The sequence below is a fragment of the Helicobacter typhlonius genome, assembly GCF_001460635.1.
GTDB lineage: Bacteria > Campylobacterota > Campylobacteria > Campylobacterales > Helicobacteraceae > Helicobacter_C > Helicobacter_C typhlonius.
In genome coordinates this window covers 1,081,919-1,096,117 of sequence record NZ_LN907858.1, presented here as the reverse complement: position 1 = coordinate 1,096,117, position 14,199 = coordinate 1,081,919, and the positions used below count along the sequence as shown (strand labels likewise).

The window sequence follows — 14,199 nt, the reverse complement described above, 5'->3', positions numbered from 1 at the left end:
TAATGGCACAAAGGCGCATAGAATATCAAGGGGAGTATTTTGAGATAAGCTACCAAAGGCGAGAAGTGCTAGATGTTGCATCTCGTGTAGAATCTACGCCCGATATGGAATTAAGCGCAGATTCTAAAAGCACCAATTCCGCTCCTATTATGCTTTTTTTGCACGGCTGGGGGAGCAATAAAGAAGTAATGAAAGTCGCCTTTGAAAATTATTTTAAAGATTTCTTGCATATTTATGTTGATATGCCCGGTTTTGGCAATAGCCCTAATACAAAGGTGCTTCATACGCAGGATTACGCGCAGATTATGCAAAAATTCCTTTATGATATAAGTGGCACGAAGACGCAAGATTCTATTATCGTAGGACATAGCTTTGGTGGGAAAGTCGCCATATTGTGTGAGCCGCGTGAGATTATTTTGCTTTCATCTGCTGGGATTTTAGTATCTAAATCTTTAGCTGTTCGTGCTAAGATTATGCTTGCAAAGATTATGGGTAAATGTGGGCTTTCGTCATTTGGTAAAATATTTCGCTCAAATGATGTGAAAAAGATGAGTGAGGTAATGTATCAAACTTTTAAGAATGTCGTTGATGAAGATTTTTCATCGCAGTTTGCAACTTACAAAGGAAAGGCGAGTATTTTTTGGGGTAAAGATGATAAGGCTACGCCACTTGTTTGTGGAGAAAGGATGACGAGATTGATTCAAAAAAGTCGTTTTTTTGCATTGGAAGGAGACCACTACTTTTTTTTAAAGCAGGGTAAAATGATAGAAAATTTATACAGGAGTGCGAAATGAAAGATTGTAAAGAATTTGTTATTTTAGGCAAGGTGCAAGGCGTGGGTTTTCGTAAATTTATCAAATCAAGGGTAAATAATATAAATGTGGAGGAAGAACGCATAGTGGGACATATACGCAATATGGAGGACGGCAGCGTGCGTGTAGTGGCACAGGGAGATTTGCAGGCTTTGGGTAAGCTCGAGGATATTTTGTGGGTAGGCACGATAAAAAGTGTTGTGAAAAATGTTAAGGTTACGTCTCTTGCAGAAGATGAAAACCTTATTGGCTTTGAGATTTTAAAGTAAGGATAAAAATGGATATGTTAGTTATTGATATGATAGCGCAGTGGGTGTTTGTAGTAACTCTAGCACTCTATCTAGCGACAAATTTGCAGTGGTACAATTACAGCTTTAAACGAGCGATTTTTAGACATCACAAGTTTATGTGGCATATTTATTACTGCCTTGTGCCTTTTACTTTATATTTTGGGACGTTTTTTCTTACTCGACCGCTTGGCGATTATTTACTTGTCGCATTGAGTATGGTATATGCCATAGCCATTATTGTGTGGTATTTGAGACTTGATAAAAAGCTTAATTTCACAAAAAGAATTGTTCGATATTTTGTTATTTTGTTTATCTTTATGACTTTTAATAAAAGTCTATGTTACTTTCTAGGCATAGAGAGTGGATTGCTTGATTTAATGCCGCTAGGCTTTGCAGTGATTATCTCTCGTATGTATGAAAAAGTCTTGCTTGATAGATTTGTAACTCTTGCCAATAGCAAATTAAAACTTATGTCTAATCTAAAAATTATTTGTGTAACAGGTAGCTATGGCAAAACAAGTATTAAGAACTTTATAGAGCAGATTCTAAAGGAGAAATATCGCGCGTATGCTACACCTCGCAGTGTGAATACATACACAGGTATAGTTGCGGATATTAATCACAATATTGACTATACGACCGAAATCTATATCGCTGAAGCCGGAGCGCGAGAGAAGGGAGATATATCGCAAATTGCGCATTTTTTGAATCCTCATTATGCGGTGATAGGAGAGATAGGTGAGCAACATATTGAGTATTTCAAGCATATTGATAATATCGTGGCGACAAAATTTGAGTTACTCGAGAGTGAGAGGCTAAAAAAGGCTTTTGTATTTAAGGATAATCCTAAGCCAAAAGAAATAGCACCGGGTGTGGCAAAGAAGATTCAGTATTTTCCTGAAGAAGTGCGTAATATCCAAGCAACGCTTGAAGGCACGAGTTTTGAGCTATTTATAAAAGGCGAGTGGTATAAATTTGAAACAATGGTTTTAGGATACTTTAATGTCACAAATCTTAGTGTTGCCATTTATATGGGCGCAGAATTTGGCGTGAGGATAGAGGATATACAAAGGGCTGTAAGGAGAATAGAGCCTGTGCCTCATCGTTTGAATAAAATTGAGACGAATCAGAAAATGATACTTGATGATAGTTTTAATGGGAATCTTAAAGGAATGAAAGAGGCTATTCGCCTCTCATCTCTCTATAATGGTAGGAAAATTATCGTAACACCGGGCATTGTAGAAAGCACAGAAGAGGCAAATATAGAGCTTGCAAAAGCTATTGATGAGGTGTTTGATATTGCGATTATTACCGGAGAGCTTAATGCAAAAATTCTACAAACTCATATTCACAAGGCTCAAAGAATCATTTTGAAGTCCAAAACACAGCTCGAAGATATGCTTAAATCTTGCTCAAAGCCCGGTGATTTGGTGCTTTTTAGTAATGACGCGCCGAATTATATCTAAACAGGATTCAGAAGGGATAAGATAGTGGATAGAATCTATGCACCTTGGCGGAGCAAATACTTTGGTTCGAGTGAGGAGGGCTGTATATTTTGCACTATTGCAGATAATCCGCAAGATGATGAAAAAAACCACGTGATTTACCGCGATGAATTGGTATTTGGCGTTATGAATCTTTATCCTTATACACCCGGACATTTTATGCTTTTGCCTCTTAAGCATTGTGATTCGCCCGAAAAGTTGCCTTTAGAGACTTGGCTACACTTGCATATGCTTTCACATAAGGCAGTTGCACTTTTGTATGAGTATGGCGCACAGGGTGTGAATGTGGGCTTAAATATCAAAAAAGCTGGTGGTGCGGGGATACCCGAGCATTTGCATATGCACTTTGTGCCTCGCTATATGGGTGATACGAACTTTATGACGAGCATAGCAGAGGCTCGCACTTTTGGTATGGATTTTGATAGTATTTATATAAAAATAAAATTGCTAAGCGAGAAATATTTTACACAACGAGGAGATATGAAATGAGCGCAAAAAACATATTTTTTTCACGACTATTTGTGATAATGTGTGCGTGTGGGGGATTATCTGTATTAAGCTATGGGGCGAATGATAGATACAATCATCTGCTTTTTAGCAATAACTACACTGAAGTGCGAAAGGGCATTAATCTTGGCGCTGATATTGAAGCACGTTTGCGCGGCTCTACACCGTTATATGATGCGGCACGCAAGGGGAATATGGAGATTTTATATCTCTTAATTGAGCGCGGGGCTGATGTGAATGCGATTTGCCACGGCGAAACCCCTTTGCTCAAGGTGGTTGCACTCAATAATTATAAATTTGCTAAAGCCCTCATTGCTAAGGGTGCGGAGGTCAATGTAGCTGACGAGCATTTGGGCAATACACCCTTGCATTATGCGGTAATGAAAAAAAATACAGAGATGATAAGGCTACTTTTGTCAAATGGTGCAGATATGTATGCGCAAAATCATCGAGGTGATACTCCAGCACGTTATATTCTCGCTTCACGCTCACTTCCTGCGGTGAGTATCAAAAATAGTGATGTTACATTAAATGCTTCATCATTCAATCTTGGCGAGGGCAGTGCGAATATTAGCGTATCTAATCAAAGCTCTAAGGTGATAAATGTGCGCTATGTGGCACTATATATCAATGGAGAATTAATAAATGAAGCAGAGGTCAATAAGAGAATCCCACCAAATAGTAGCGCAGTGGTAACGAGCCTTAGAATCCCAAGTAATACCTATGAGAATATAAGGCTTAAAAAATCTGGCACGACAAATATTAAATATGGTTTTGCACTTGAGTATGAAATGGAGGGCAAAAATAAGAATCTTTATAAAAAAACAGATACAGAATTGAAGTTGTGGTGAGGATTCTAAGAACATTCTGTTTTGTTAGAATCTAAGTCTTAAAAATAAGCTTTAGAATTAAAAAGCGGCTTTGGTAATTTCCACGCATAATTCGCCAAATTCAAAATATAAAAGCCACGCAAAGCATACAAAGAGCACACCGCAGATTCTATCAATAATAACAAAGGCGCGGGTGTTGATATGGCTCCGTGCTACACTAGCGCATATGATTATACACACAAAGGCGGCAAAGAGTGAGCACCATAGTGCAATAAATCCTAGCTCCATACCCTCATCAATAAAGGGTGTAACCAAAAATACAAAGAATAAAATAGCCTTGGGGTTTGAGAGATTAATGATAAGTCCCTGTATATAGCCCTCTTTGCGCTCCTCTTGCGATATGCTTAAATCATAGTTTTGTGCTTTCATTGTAAGTATTATGAATCCTAGGTAGAGCAAATAGCTTCCGCCTATAATACTAAGAATAAGCTGTGCAATAGGGGTATTGAGCCAATGACTAAGCCCCGCGTAAATGAGTGTAAGATATAGACACCAGCCACTTGCGATACCTAATAGCACTTTGAATCCTTGCCCCACACCAAAGCGCAAAGTAGTCTTTAATGTAAGGAGTATATCAGGTCCGGGAGTAATCGCGCCAAAAAATCCCATTAGGCATAAAAGTATGATTTTTTCATTAATGTCCATTTAAAATTCCCGCTTGTGTAATGTGGGTAAAATTATATACTATTTTACGCAAGAAGTAAGCCTATTTTTAAGCAATATAGGCTAGAATACGCGTTTTATAAAACAAAAGGGAGCTAAAAGTGGAGAGTCTATTGGAAGAGAAAAGTATAGATATACAACTTGATGAATCAATCAAAGGCAGTTATCTTGATTATTCTATGAGTGTGATTGTAGGTAGGGCGTTACCTGATGCAAAAGATGGGCTAAAGCCGGTGCATAGGAGGATTCTCTACGCGATGAACGAGCTAAGCCTTTCACCTAGACGCCCTTACAAAAAAAGTGCTAGAATCGTGGGCGATGTGATTGGTAAATACCACCCGCACGGTGATACAGCAGTATATGATGCGCTTGTGCGTATGGCGCAGGATTTTTCTATGCGACTTGAACTTGTCGATGGGCAGGGAAATTTTGGTAGCATTGATGGCGATGGCGCAGCGGCTATGCGTTATACCGAAGCGCGTATGACAAGTGCAAGTGAGGAAATGCTCCGTGATATTGAAAAAGACACCGTGGAATTTGTGCCAAATTATGACAACACGCTTGAGGAACCTGATGTTTTGCCGACACGATTTCCAAATTTGCTTGTAAATGGTTCAAGCGGGATTGCTGTGGGTATGGCGACTTCTATCCCACCACATCGTATTGATGAGATTATAGATGCGCTTATTTATGTGATTGATAACAATACAAGTGATGTGGAGGATATACTCCCACTCGTGCAGGGACCTGATTTTCCAACAGGTGGGATTATTTATGGCAAAGCCGGAATCTTAGAGGCGTATCGCACCGGACGGGGTAGAATCCGTGTGCGCGCTAAAGTGCATATTGAAAAAACAAAGACAAAAGACATTATTGTCATTGATGAAGTGCCTTATCAAGTCAATAAGGCAAAACTTGTAGAGCAAATTAGTGAGCTGGCAAAAGAGAAAATTATTGAAGGCATTTCAGAAGTGCGCGATGAAAGTGATAGAGAGGGGATTCGCGTGGTAGTGGAGCTTAAACGCGATGCGATGAGCGAGATTGTGCTTAATCATCTTTTTAAATCCACGACAATGGAAAGCACCTTTGGGATTATCCTCCTTGCTATTAATAATAAAGAGCCAAAGATTTTTAATCTCCTTGAACTTTTGCAGATTTTTATCGCTCATCGCAAGACGATTATTATCCGCCGTACGATTTTTGAGCTTGAGAAAGCAAAGGCGAGAGCACATATTTTAGAGGGTTTAATCATTGCACTTGATAATATTGATGAGGTGATTAAAACGATTCGTGCCTCCGCAGATTCTGAATCTGCAAAAAATGCGCTTGTTGCAAAATTTAAACTAAGCGAACTTCAAGCAAAAGCAATCCTTGAAATGCGTTTGCAACGACTAACAGGTTTAGAGCGAGATAAAATCAATGCTGAATATGCTGAATTACAAGAGCAAATCGCTTATTTAGAATCCATTCTCAAAAGTGAAGAAAAGCTTAAAAACATTGTAAAAGAAGAGCTTTTAGAAATCAAGGATAAGTTTAGCACCAAGAGGCGCACACAAATTGAAGAAAATTATGATGCCATTGATGTGGAGGATTTAATTTCTAATGAAAAGGTAGTCGTTACAATGAGCCATAGGGGCTATGTTAAGCGTGTATTACTTAAAACTTATGAAAAGCAAAATCGTGGCGGTAAGGGCAAGATTAGTGGAAATACGCACGATGATGATTTTATAGAATCTTTCTTTGTGGCAAATACGCACGATACGATTATGTTTGTAACAAACAAAGGGCAGCTCTATTGGCTCAAGGTGTATAAGATTCCAGAAGCGGGGCGCACAGCCATTGGTAAGGCAGTTGTGAATCTTATCAATCTCCAGCCTGATGAAAAGATTATGGCGACTATTACCACGACAGATTTTAATGATGATAAATCGCTTGTATTCTTTACAAAAAATGGTATTGTCAAGCGCACAAATCTAAAAGAGTATGGTAATATTCGTAGCGTGGGCGTAAGGGCGATTAATCTTGATGAGAAAGATGAGCTTGTAACAGCGCATATTGTGGATTTGAACGTCAAGGAATTGTTTATCGCAACTCATCAAGGTATGTGTATCCGTTTTAGCGTGAATGAATTACGCGAGATTGGGAGGGTTAGTCGTGGGGTAAGTGGCATTAAGTTTAAAGCAAATAAAGATTATGTCATTGCCGCTACGACCATCACAAGCAATACAGATAAGCTCTTAACCGTGAGTGAGCAGGGGATTGGCAAACAAACACTTGCCGGTGAGTATCGTCTGCAGTCTCGTGCTGGTAAGGGTGTAATCGTTCAAAAGCTTACTTCAAAGACAGGGAATCTTGTCAGCGTGGTAAATATTAACGATGAAAATATGGATTTAATGGTGCTTACAAGCTCGGGCAAGATGATACGCGTGGATACAGAGGCGATTCGCGAGGCAGGGCGCAATACAAGCGGTGTGAAAATCGTCAATGTAGGCAAGGATAAAGTCGCATATGCGAATGTCTGTCCTAAAGAGCCTAAAGAAGATGATTTGAATGAATCTAATCCTGAGTGAGGGCGGTACCTGTGGTAGATTCTAAAATCTTGAAAGCATAAAATGCGAAGTGGCAAAGTTATAGTGGGGCGGTTTGGGCTTAAAGTATAGATAAAGAGGTGGAGGCTAGGTTAATGTGTGCTCGGTTCTGTATCATTTTGCTTTTATGTTTTAGCACACTCAAGGGCGTGAGTAGCCTTGATGAATTGCCCTACGAAGAGCGATTTGAAAATGCAGAGGTAGAACTCCTCATCTCATATAAGGTTGTGAGTAAGGACAATCTAGCCCAGAGAGAATCTTATCGTGTATCACACGTGATGAACTATCAAGCACACAAGGGCTATATAGTTACACAAGAGTGTGAAATAGACGCGAGTAGGTATCCCATAATGGACGATATGGCTTACTTTATCACCTCTATTATCAAGCAGGAAAAGGAGCAGGTGCTTGAATGTTTGCTGCAACATAAAGTTTATGTGCGCGAGGATACGAGTGGGAGGGATAATGCCCTACAATCGCGTGTGAGGCTTGAAATCGCCCCAACGAGGGTAAAGGCAAAGCTTGTCAATAAAAGCATTATGATGTATATCCTAGCAAAGGAGCAGGTATGAAGATAGCCATTGTAGAAGATGATATTAATTATCGTAAGTCCCTAGAAACCGCATTTGAGGACTATGCAGAGTATGAAGTGGTAAGCTTTAAGAATCCAAAGGACGCGCTTAAAAAGCTCGATGAGAGTTTTGAGCTTATCATCACTGATATTAATATGCCTCAAATGGACGGCTTGAGCTTTTTGCAGGAGCTGAATGGACGATATGAAGCGATTGTCATCACAGGGAATGCTTCCGTGCAAAATGCGATAAAGTCCATTCGTTTGGGTGTGAAAGACTTTCTCATCAAAGGTTTTGAGATAGAAGAGCTCATAGAGGCAATAAAGCGCACACACAAGGCGGCACAAATCGTGCATAAGACACAAAAAACACCACCAAAAAGCACAGATGATAAGGAGTTTATCGCCTCATCGCCAAAGCTTGAAGAGGTTAAAGCCCTAGCTCTAAAGGTTGCTAAGACTGATGCGAATGTATTGCTTCTGGGACAAAGTGGTGTGGGTAAAGATGTGTTTGCTAACTTCATACATCGCAATTCTGCTCGTGCTAATGCGCCTTTTGTTGCGCTTAATATGGCGGCAATACCAGAGCATTTATTAGAATCCGAACTCTTTGGCTATGAAAAAGGAGCCTTTACAGACGCTACAAATCCAAAGCCCGGTATTTTAGAATCTGCAAGTGGTGGCAGCGTGTTTTTGGATGAGATTGGTGAAATGCCCCTTGCACTTCAGGCAAAGCTTTTGCGTGTATTGCAGGAAAAAACGCTTACACGGCTTGGTAGCTCAAAGCCCATTAAGATTGATGTGCGCTTTATCTCTGCAACAAATGCTGATATACAGGCAAAGATAGGCAAAAATGAATTTAGAGAGGATTTGTTTTTTAGGCTACAAACCATTCCTCTGCCTATCCCACCGCTTAAAGAGCGTAAGGAGGAGATTCTGCCTATTAGTGAGTGGAAGCTAGAATCTGTGTGTGCGCAATATAATTTTCCGCAAAAGTCTTTTTCTGAGGAGGCGAAAGAGGCACTTTTAAACTATGAATGGTATGGTAATGTGCGCGAACTTTTATCTGTCGTGGAGAGGGCGGGGATTTTGAGCGATAGCAATGAAATCAGCGTGAAGGACTTGTCTTTAGAATCTCGCACAAAAGCCTTTAGCGGCACAAATCTAAAGAGCGCAAACGCAGAGCAGGGCAGTATAGCTGCACTTGAAAAGGAGCTCATCACACAGATTCTTAAAGAATGTGCGAATGATTTACAAAGGGCAAGCGATATGCTGGGAATGAGCGTAGAGCTTTTGCGTCATAAGATTGCGAGATATGATATTAAGTAGTTTTGAAAATTTACCTTGCTTGTGGAACATATAAAATTGCAGTAGGCTAGTGGGATTTCTAAAAATGGTAAAGAATGAGAGGCTTTAAAAACTTTTAGAATCTAGCTTATTTGAATAATTTTTTTATCCTACGAATGGGATTTTTGATGATATTCACACAGGTGTTGGTGAGACTCCTTATTCTTTGATATTTCTTATATCGTTTTTCAATATTACATCGCCATTGTCCAAAACCTCTGCGATAAGCCTTTTCAAGTGGCTGATTAAAAATATGAAGCAAAAAAGATTCTAATTTTTTATCAAATATTGCCTCGTGATTTGAATCTAAAAATGTTTCTTCTCGCAATATCGCTAGATACGCATCATTATGTGTATCTAAAAATTCAATATAGGCTATGGCTTCTTCAAAACTCGCAAAATCATTGAGCCGCACAAAAGATTTGGGATTTACCCCCCCCCCGCTAGAATCTAAAGGCAAACTTACGCTTTCATCGCCCCAATAAAGAGGAATCGTTCCTGCGGCAAATGCTTCTATGAGCTTTTCTGTCGTGTAGCCATTGGCGCTTGAATTTTCAAAAGCAATATTAAATTTTCCTTCACTTAAAAATGCGAGTTTATCTGCCACAGGTGCGCCGATATTATTTTTATATTTGCCGCCACTATCTATGTGCTTATATTGCATAAGCTTATCAAAAAACTGACTTCTTATAGAATCTGCTTTGCCATTACTGACAACAAAGGTGCAAAATCTTTTCTTATTTTCAAGGGTTTGGGGTGTAATATGAAGATGTTTATTTCGCGCTTTTTCCATCGCTTCTTTGTAATGGAGATAGAACGGATAGCGCAAGTATCTGTCCTCAAATTGCATATAATCAAAACCAATAGCATAATCACAAAAATTAAAATCAGCCCTCACATTCTCGCCTGTGCTAAAAATACGAATACAATCATAATTGATATGCTCATTACCCATAACAGAATAAAACACATAATCCGGATTATGCGGTGTAATCTCAATATCATAATGCCTGGAAAGTATAGCGGGGATCTTACCTTTAACCGCTCCATCGCAAAAATAGATTCTTTTCTTTGTCTTAGAATCTTGTGGTGTTTGAAGGTTTTGCGCCATTATTCAATACTTCCCATAGCTTGACTTTGTGCGTGAGCGATGAGGGGATTAATACATTCATCAAGTAGCCCACCAAGCATAATCTCCTCAAGGCTATAAAGCGTTAAACCTATGCGGTGGTCTGTGAGGCGATTTTGCGGGTAATTATATGTGCGGATTCTCTCGCTTCTATCCCCGCTGCCTACTTGAGACTTTCTAGCTTCTTTATTTTGGGCGTTTTGCGCTTCAAGCTCGGCTTCATAAAGCCTTGCTTTGAGGATTTTCATTGCTTTATCTTTATTTTTATGCTGTGATTTTTCATCTTGCATTGACACACTAATGCCTGTGGGAATATGCGTGATACGCACCGCAGAATCTGTGGTATTCACACTCTGTCCGCCGTGTCCGCCGCTGCGAAAAACATCAATCTTTAAATCACTCGGGTTGATATTGACTTCTACATCATCGACTTCTGGCATAATCGCCACGGTGATAGCTGAAGTGTGAATCCGCCCTTGAGATTCTGTCTTTGGCACTCTTTGCACTCTGTGAGTACCACCCTCGTATTTGAGCTTAGAATACGCGCCATTGCCTTTGACAAGGGCGATGACTTCCTTGTAGCCACCGACATTATTTTCGCTTGAGCTGATAATTTCAACTTTCCATTTTTGTAAATCTGCATAGCGACAATACGCTTTAAATAAATCCCCCACGAAGATTCCCGCTTCATCTCCGCCTGTGCCTGCGCGAATTTCAAGGTAGATATTTTTGCTATCATTTGGGTCTTTGGGGATTAGAAGAAGTTTGATTTCCTCTTCTAATGTGGCTTTAGCAGATTCTAAATCTTTAAGCTCCTCTTTTGCTAACTCACCAAGTTCTTTGTCTTCTAGCAAAGCCTTGTTTTGCGTGATATTTTCAAGCGTAGCAAAATACAGCTTTGCTTTTTGTGTGATTGGCTCAATGTCATTTTGCTCTTTGCTTAGTTGAGTTAATTGTTTAATATTTGCAAGGGTAGATTCTAAAGTGAGAAGCTGTGAAATCTCACCATAACGCGCCACAATGGGCTTAAGCTTATCTACAAGCATACAAGTTACTTTTTAGAATCTATACGAAGAACGCGCTATTTACGCAGATTGAACGAGTTTTTTCACGCTTGCATTGAGGCGAGAGACTTTGCGTGAAGCAGTATTTTTCTTTAAGATTCCCTTACTTACATATTTGTGAAGCTCTTTATTGGCAACTTTAAGTGCTTCTTGCGCTTTAGCTACATCTTTGGCTGCTACTGCTTCTCTTAGGTTGCGTACGATATTTTTAATACGCGTCTTGTAGTAGCGATTGCGTTCCGTTCTTGTTTTGGTCTGTCGGATTCTCTTTTCTGCAGATTTGTGATTTGCCATAGTGTATTAGTCCTTTTTTTAAAAAATTAGGGCAAGATTCTGCCAAAAGTTTGATTAAATGCAGTTTAAAAGTTTAAGGAGTGATAATGAAAGGAGCGAATATGGCAAAAGTGCCTCAAAAAAACAAAGATGAGATAAGCAAAAAAACAGGTGTAAAAGCCGCAGATTCTCAAACAAGCTCTAAAAAAGAGGCAAAACTATTTGGCACTGATGGTGTCCGAGGACGTGCGGGGGAAGTGATTACTCCCTCAAGTGTGATAGCTTTAGGAACAAGTGCGGGGATACACTTTCGCCAACATTCATTGACAAATAAGATTCTCGTAGGCAAGGATACACGTCGTAGCGGTTATATGATAGAAAACGCTCTTGTTTCTGCTCTCACTTCTGTGGGCTATGATGTGATACAAATTGGTCCTATGCCTACTCCCGCCGTTGCTTTTTTGACAGAGGATATGCGATGCGATGCGGGAATTATGATAAGCGCAAGCCATAATCCCTATGATGATAATGGTATAAAATTCTTTAATCATTATGGTTATAAACTTGCTCAAGAAGAAGAAGAAAGTATAGAATCTTATTATTACAATCCTACCTCGCTCCAAAGCGCACTCAAAAGTGGGCTAGAAATCGGTAGTTCAAAGCGTATTGATGATGTGGTGGGACGTTATATTGTGCATATTAAAAATTCTTTTCCAAAGAATCTAACTTTACGAGGATTGCGTATAGTGTGTGATTGTGCTAATGGTGCGGCATATCGTGTTGCTCCTATTGTGTTGAGTGAATTAGGAGCTGATGTGATAGCTATTAATGATGAGCCTAATGGATACAATATCAACAAGCAGTGCGGAGCTATGCACCCTGAAACCTTAGCGCAGGAGGTGCGCACATATCGCGCAGATGTGGGCTTTGCGCTTGATGGCGATGCGGATAGGCTTGTAGTGGTGGATAATGAGGGGCACATTATCAATGGCGATAAGCTCATTGGTGCGCTTGCACTCTATCAAAAACAAATTGGTGCGCTCAAAAATAACGCCATTGTTACCACATTGATGAGTAATCTCGCGCTTGAGGAGTTTCTAAAATCTCACAATATCACGCTTTATCGTTGCAATGTAGGCGATAAATATGTGTGGGATATGATGAAAGAGCGCGATTTAAATTTTGGTGGGGAGAGTAGCGGACATATTATTTTTAGTGATTATGCTAAAACAGGCGATGGCTTAGTGAGTGCGTTGCAAGTCTTGGCTTTACTGCTTCAAAGCAAAAAAAATTCGCACGAGGCACTTAATCCTTTTGAACTCTACCCAAGTGAGCTAGTCAATCTCAAAGTCGCGCACAAAAAGCCACTTGAAAGTATCGCAGGACTAAAAGAAAAGCTAGATTCTATTACGCAATCGGGTAATCGCCACCTTGTGCGCTACTCTGGCACAGAAAATAAGCTTAGAATTTTGGTAGAGGGCAAGGATTCTAAACTCGTGAGTGAGCAGGTAGAAATACTCACAGAGTTTTTTCAAAAGCAATTAAATGTATAGAATCTTATGTATTTAAAGCATACTTTGGGTGCAGAGTTTGATATGGATTTTAAATATTCAAGTGAAGTGTAGAATCTGCTTTGAATGCGCCACAAGTAGAAAATTATAAAAATTAAAAGTAGGATATATGAAATATTCGTCTCTAAAATACATTGACAAAAAGCAAATTGCGGTGTTCGTGGCGCTTTTTGTCTTAAGCATTGTGCTTGATCAGTGGGTAAAGCTTATTATGCTTGGGGGTTTTGAATGGGAGAGTGAGGCACTTACTATTGGCGGTAGGGCTCTTGTGTATAATAAAGGCGTGGCGTTTTCAATGTTTAGTTTTTTAGAGGAATATTTGAAATATATACAAATCGTGTTTTTATGCGCGGTGCTGATTTTTGCACTTATGAGTGATTTTTTTATCAAATATTATGCCGCGCTTGGAATCTTGCTAGGTTCGGGACTTTCAAATGTTTTTGATCGCTTTATCCACGGCGGCGTGGTGGATTATGTGTATTGGCATTATTGGTTTGATTTTGCAATTTTTAATCTCGCTGATGTGTTGATTGACTGCAGTGTGGTAATTATTATTTTACAAATGCTTAAGGGAGAAAAATCTAACTAAATCCTTATAGAATCTGTGCGTGAAGTGTTTAAAAACGGAGCATATTCTAAAAAATGGTGATCACGACTGGACTTGAACCAGCGACCACTACCATGTCAAGGTAGTGCTCTACCAACTGAGCTACGCGATCATTTTCAAGCAGATAAGGCACAAGCGACATAATAAAATCATCGCATTATTATTGGAATCTTGTGGAGATGTGGATTGTATCTTAAAAATATTTAATTTTTCTTAAAGTTTTTATAGCTTAATATACACTGCGAAATTGTGTAAGGAGAGAGTATGTTTAGGGTTTGTAAAATAGCGTGTATCTATGTTATGTTTGTTATGGTAAGCCCCCCCCCCCTTAACGCATATACAGAAATACCACAAAATCAAAGCGAGGTAGCCCAAGATTCTA

The 14,199-nt window shown here is 39.5% G+C and carries 14 protein-coding genes and 1 tRNA gene; 10 read left to right on the top strand and 5 right to left on the bottom strand.

Features of this window, described 5'->3' with window-relative positions:
• Positions 1–2 precede the first annotated feature (2 nt).
• The 5 genes from BN2458_RS05425 to BN2458_RS05405 are packed head-to-tail and all read left to right on the top strand — an operon-like array spanning position 3 to position 3,965.
• Entirely contained in the window at positions 3–794 is a 792-nt protein-coding gene (locus BN2458_RS05425; RefSeq protein WP_034327707.1) for an alpha/beta fold hydrolase, read from the top strand.
• Entirely contained in the window at positions 791–1,081 is a 291-nt protein-coding gene (locus BN2458_RS05420) for an acylphosphatase (protein ID WP_034327710.1), read from the top strand. The genes BN2458_RS05425 and BN2458_RS05420 overlap by 4 nt, the downstream gene beginning before the upstream one ends.
• 8 nt (positions 1,082–1,089) lie before the next feature.
• Positions 1,090–2,568: a Mur ligase family protein gene (locus tag BN2458_RS05415; protein WP_034343210.1), complete on the top strand. Its 1,479-nt coding sequence runs from the start codon at positions 1,090–1,092 to the stop codon at positions 2,566–2,568.
• Between the two features lie 24 nt (positions 2,569–2,592).
• Positions 2,593–3,096 carry an HIT family protein gene (locus BN2458_RS05410; RefSeq protein ID WP_034327714.1) on the top strand — a complete coding sequence of 168 codons (504 nt, stop codon included), beginning with the start codon at positions 2,593–2,595 and terminating at the stop codon, positions 3,094–3,096.
• Positions 3,093–3,965 (top strand): ankyrin repeat domain-containing protein, encoded by an 873-nt coding sequence (locus BN2458_RS05405; RefSeq protein ID WP_034343211.1) that lies wholly within the window; start codon positions 3,093–3,095, stop codon positions 3,963–3,965. Before BN2458_RS05410 ends, BN2458_RS05405 begins: the two co-directional genes overlap by 4 nt.
• Positions 3,966–4,022: 57 nt before the next feature.
• Here BN2458_RS05405 and BN2458_RS05400 read toward each other — a convergent pair whose 3' ends face one another.
• The gene (locus BN2458_RS05400) at positions 4,023–4,649 is read right to left on the bottom strand and encodes a LysE family translocator (RefSeq protein ID WP_034327716.1); all 627 of its coding nucleotides are present in this window, start codon (positions 4,647–4,649) and stop codon (positions 4,023–4,025) included.
• A gap of 119 nt (positions 4,650–4,768) precedes the next feature.
• Between BN2458_RS05400 and gyrA the strand changes: the two genes are divergently transcribed.
• The 3 genes from gyrA (at position 4,769) to BN2458_RS05385 (ending at position 9,155) form a co-directional block, all read left to right on the top strand.
• Positions 4,769–7,237, top strand: a complete 2,469-nt coding sequence (gene gyrA, locus BN2458_RS05395; protein ID WP_034343214.1) for a DNA topoisomerase (ATP-hydrolyzing) subunit A — start codon at positions 4,769–4,771, stop codon at positions 7,235–7,237.
• A gap of 113 nt (positions 7,238–7,350) precedes the next feature.
• Positions 7,351–7,827, top strand: coding sequence for a hypothetical protein (locus tag BN2458_RS05390; protein ID WP_034327719.1), 477 nt, complete (start codon positions 7,351–7,353; stop codon positions 7,825–7,827).
• The gene (locus tag BN2458_RS05385) at positions 7,824–9,155 is read left to right on the top strand and encodes a sigma-54-dependent transcriptional regulator (RefSeq protein ID WP_034343216.1); all 1,332 of its coding nucleotides are present in this window, start codon (positions 7,824–7,826) and stop codon (positions 9,153–9,155) included. The genes BN2458_RS05390 and BN2458_RS05385 overlap by 4 nt, the downstream gene beginning before the upstream one ends.
• 106 nt (positions 9,156–9,261) lie before the next feature.
• On the opposite strand, the gene BN2458_RS05380 is transcribed toward BN2458_RS05385, so the two are convergent.
• Genes BN2458_RS05380 through rpsT form a run of 3 tightly spaced genes read right to left on the bottom strand, consistent with a single transcriptional unit; the run spans position 9,262 to position 11,660 of the window.
• On the bottom strand, positions 9,262–10,284 hold the full coding sequence (locus tag BN2458_RS05380; RefSeq protein WP_052082154.1) for a glycosyltransferase family 10 domain-containing protein: 1,023 nt from the start codon (positions 10,282–10,284) through the stop codon (positions 9,262–9,264).
• Positions 10,284–11,348 (bottom strand): peptide chain release factor 1, encoded by a 1,065-nt coding sequence (prfA, locus tag BN2458_RS05375; protein ID WP_034328381.1) that lies wholly within the window; start codon positions 11,346–11,348, stop codon positions 10,284–10,286. Before prfA ends, BN2458_RS05380 begins: the two co-directional genes overlap by 1 nt.
• 39 nt (positions 11,349–11,387) lie before the next feature.
• Positions 11,388–11,660 (bottom strand): 30S ribosomal protein S20, encoded by a 273-nt coding sequence (rpsT, locus tag BN2458_RS05370; RefSeq protein ID WP_034328380.1) that lies wholly within the window; start codon positions 11,658–11,660, stop codon positions 11,388–11,390.
• Positions 11,661–11,746: 86 nt separating this feature from the next.
• On the opposite strand from rpsT, the gene glmM reads away from it, so the two are divergent.
• On the top strand, positions 11,747–13,192 hold the full coding sequence (glmM, locus tag BN2458_RS05365; RefSeq protein ID WP_231944734.1) for a phosphoglucosamine mutase: 1,446 nt from the start codon (positions 11,747–11,749) through the stop codon (positions 13,190–13,192).
• Positions 13,193–13,319: 127 nt separating this feature from the next.
• Positions 13,320–13,799: a signal peptidase II gene (gene lspA, locus BN2458_RS05360; RefSeq protein ID WP_034328378.1), complete on the top strand. Its 480-nt coding sequence runs from the start codon at positions 13,320–13,322 to the stop codon at positions 13,797–13,799.
• Between the two features lie 54 nt (positions 13,800–13,853).
• On the opposite strand, the gene BN2458_RS05355 is transcribed toward lspA, so the two are convergent.
• Positions 13,854–13,929: transfer RNA gene (locus tag BN2458_RS05355), tRNA-Val, on the bottom strand.
• Between the last annotated feature and the right edge of the window lie 270 nt (positions 13,930–14,199).

Excerpts from the sequence above, each read along its gene's own strand:
- BN2458_RS05425 (WP_034327707.1), top strand. The coding sequence starts at position 3 with ATGGCACAAAGGCGCATAGAATATCAAGGGGAGTATTTTGAGATAAGC.
- BN2458_RS05420 (WP_034327710.1), top strand. The coding sequence starts at position 791 with ATGAAAGATTGTAAAGAATTTGTTATTTTAGGCAAGGTGCAAGGCGTG.
- BN2458_RS05415 (WP_034343210.1), top strand. The coding sequence starts at position 1,090 with ATGGATATGTTAGTTATTGATATGATAGCGCAGTGGGTGTTTGTAGTA.
- BN2458_RS05405 (WP_034343211.1), top strand. The coding sequence starts at position 3,093 with ATGAGCGCAAAAAACATATTTTTTTCACGACTATTTGTGATAATGTGT.
- BN2458_RS05400 (WP_034327716.1), bottom strand. The coding sequence starts at position 4,649 with ATGGACATTAATGAAAAAATCATACTTTTATGCCTAATGGGATTTTTT.
- BN2458_RS05390 (WP_034327719.1), top strand. The coding sequence starts at position 7,351 with ATGTGTGCTCGGTTCTGTATCATTTTGCTTTTATGTTTTAGCACACTC.
- BN2458_RS05385 (WP_034343216.1), top strand. The coding sequence starts at position 7,824 with ATGAAGATAGCCATTGTAGAAGATGATATTAATTATCGTAAGTCCCTA.
- BN2458_RS05380 (WP_052082154.1), bottom strand. The coding sequence starts at position 10,284 with ATGGCGCAAAACCTTCAAACACCACAAGATTCTAAGACAAAGAAAAGA.
- prfA (WP_034328381.1), bottom strand. The coding sequence starts at position 11,348 with ATGCTTGTAGATAAGCTTAAGCCCATTGTGGCGCGTTATGGTGAGATT.
- rpsT (WP_034328380.1), bottom strand. The coding sequence starts at position 11,660 with ATGGCAAATCACAAATCTGCAGAAAAGAGAATCCGACAGACCAAAACA.
- glmM (WP_231944734.1), top strand. The coding sequence starts at position 11,747 with ATGAAAGGAGCGAATATGGCAAAAGTGCCTCAAAAAAACAAAGATGAG.
- lspA (WP_034328378.1), top strand. The coding sequence starts at position 13,320 with ATGAAATATTCGTCTCTAAAATACATTGACAAAAAGCAAATTGCGGTG.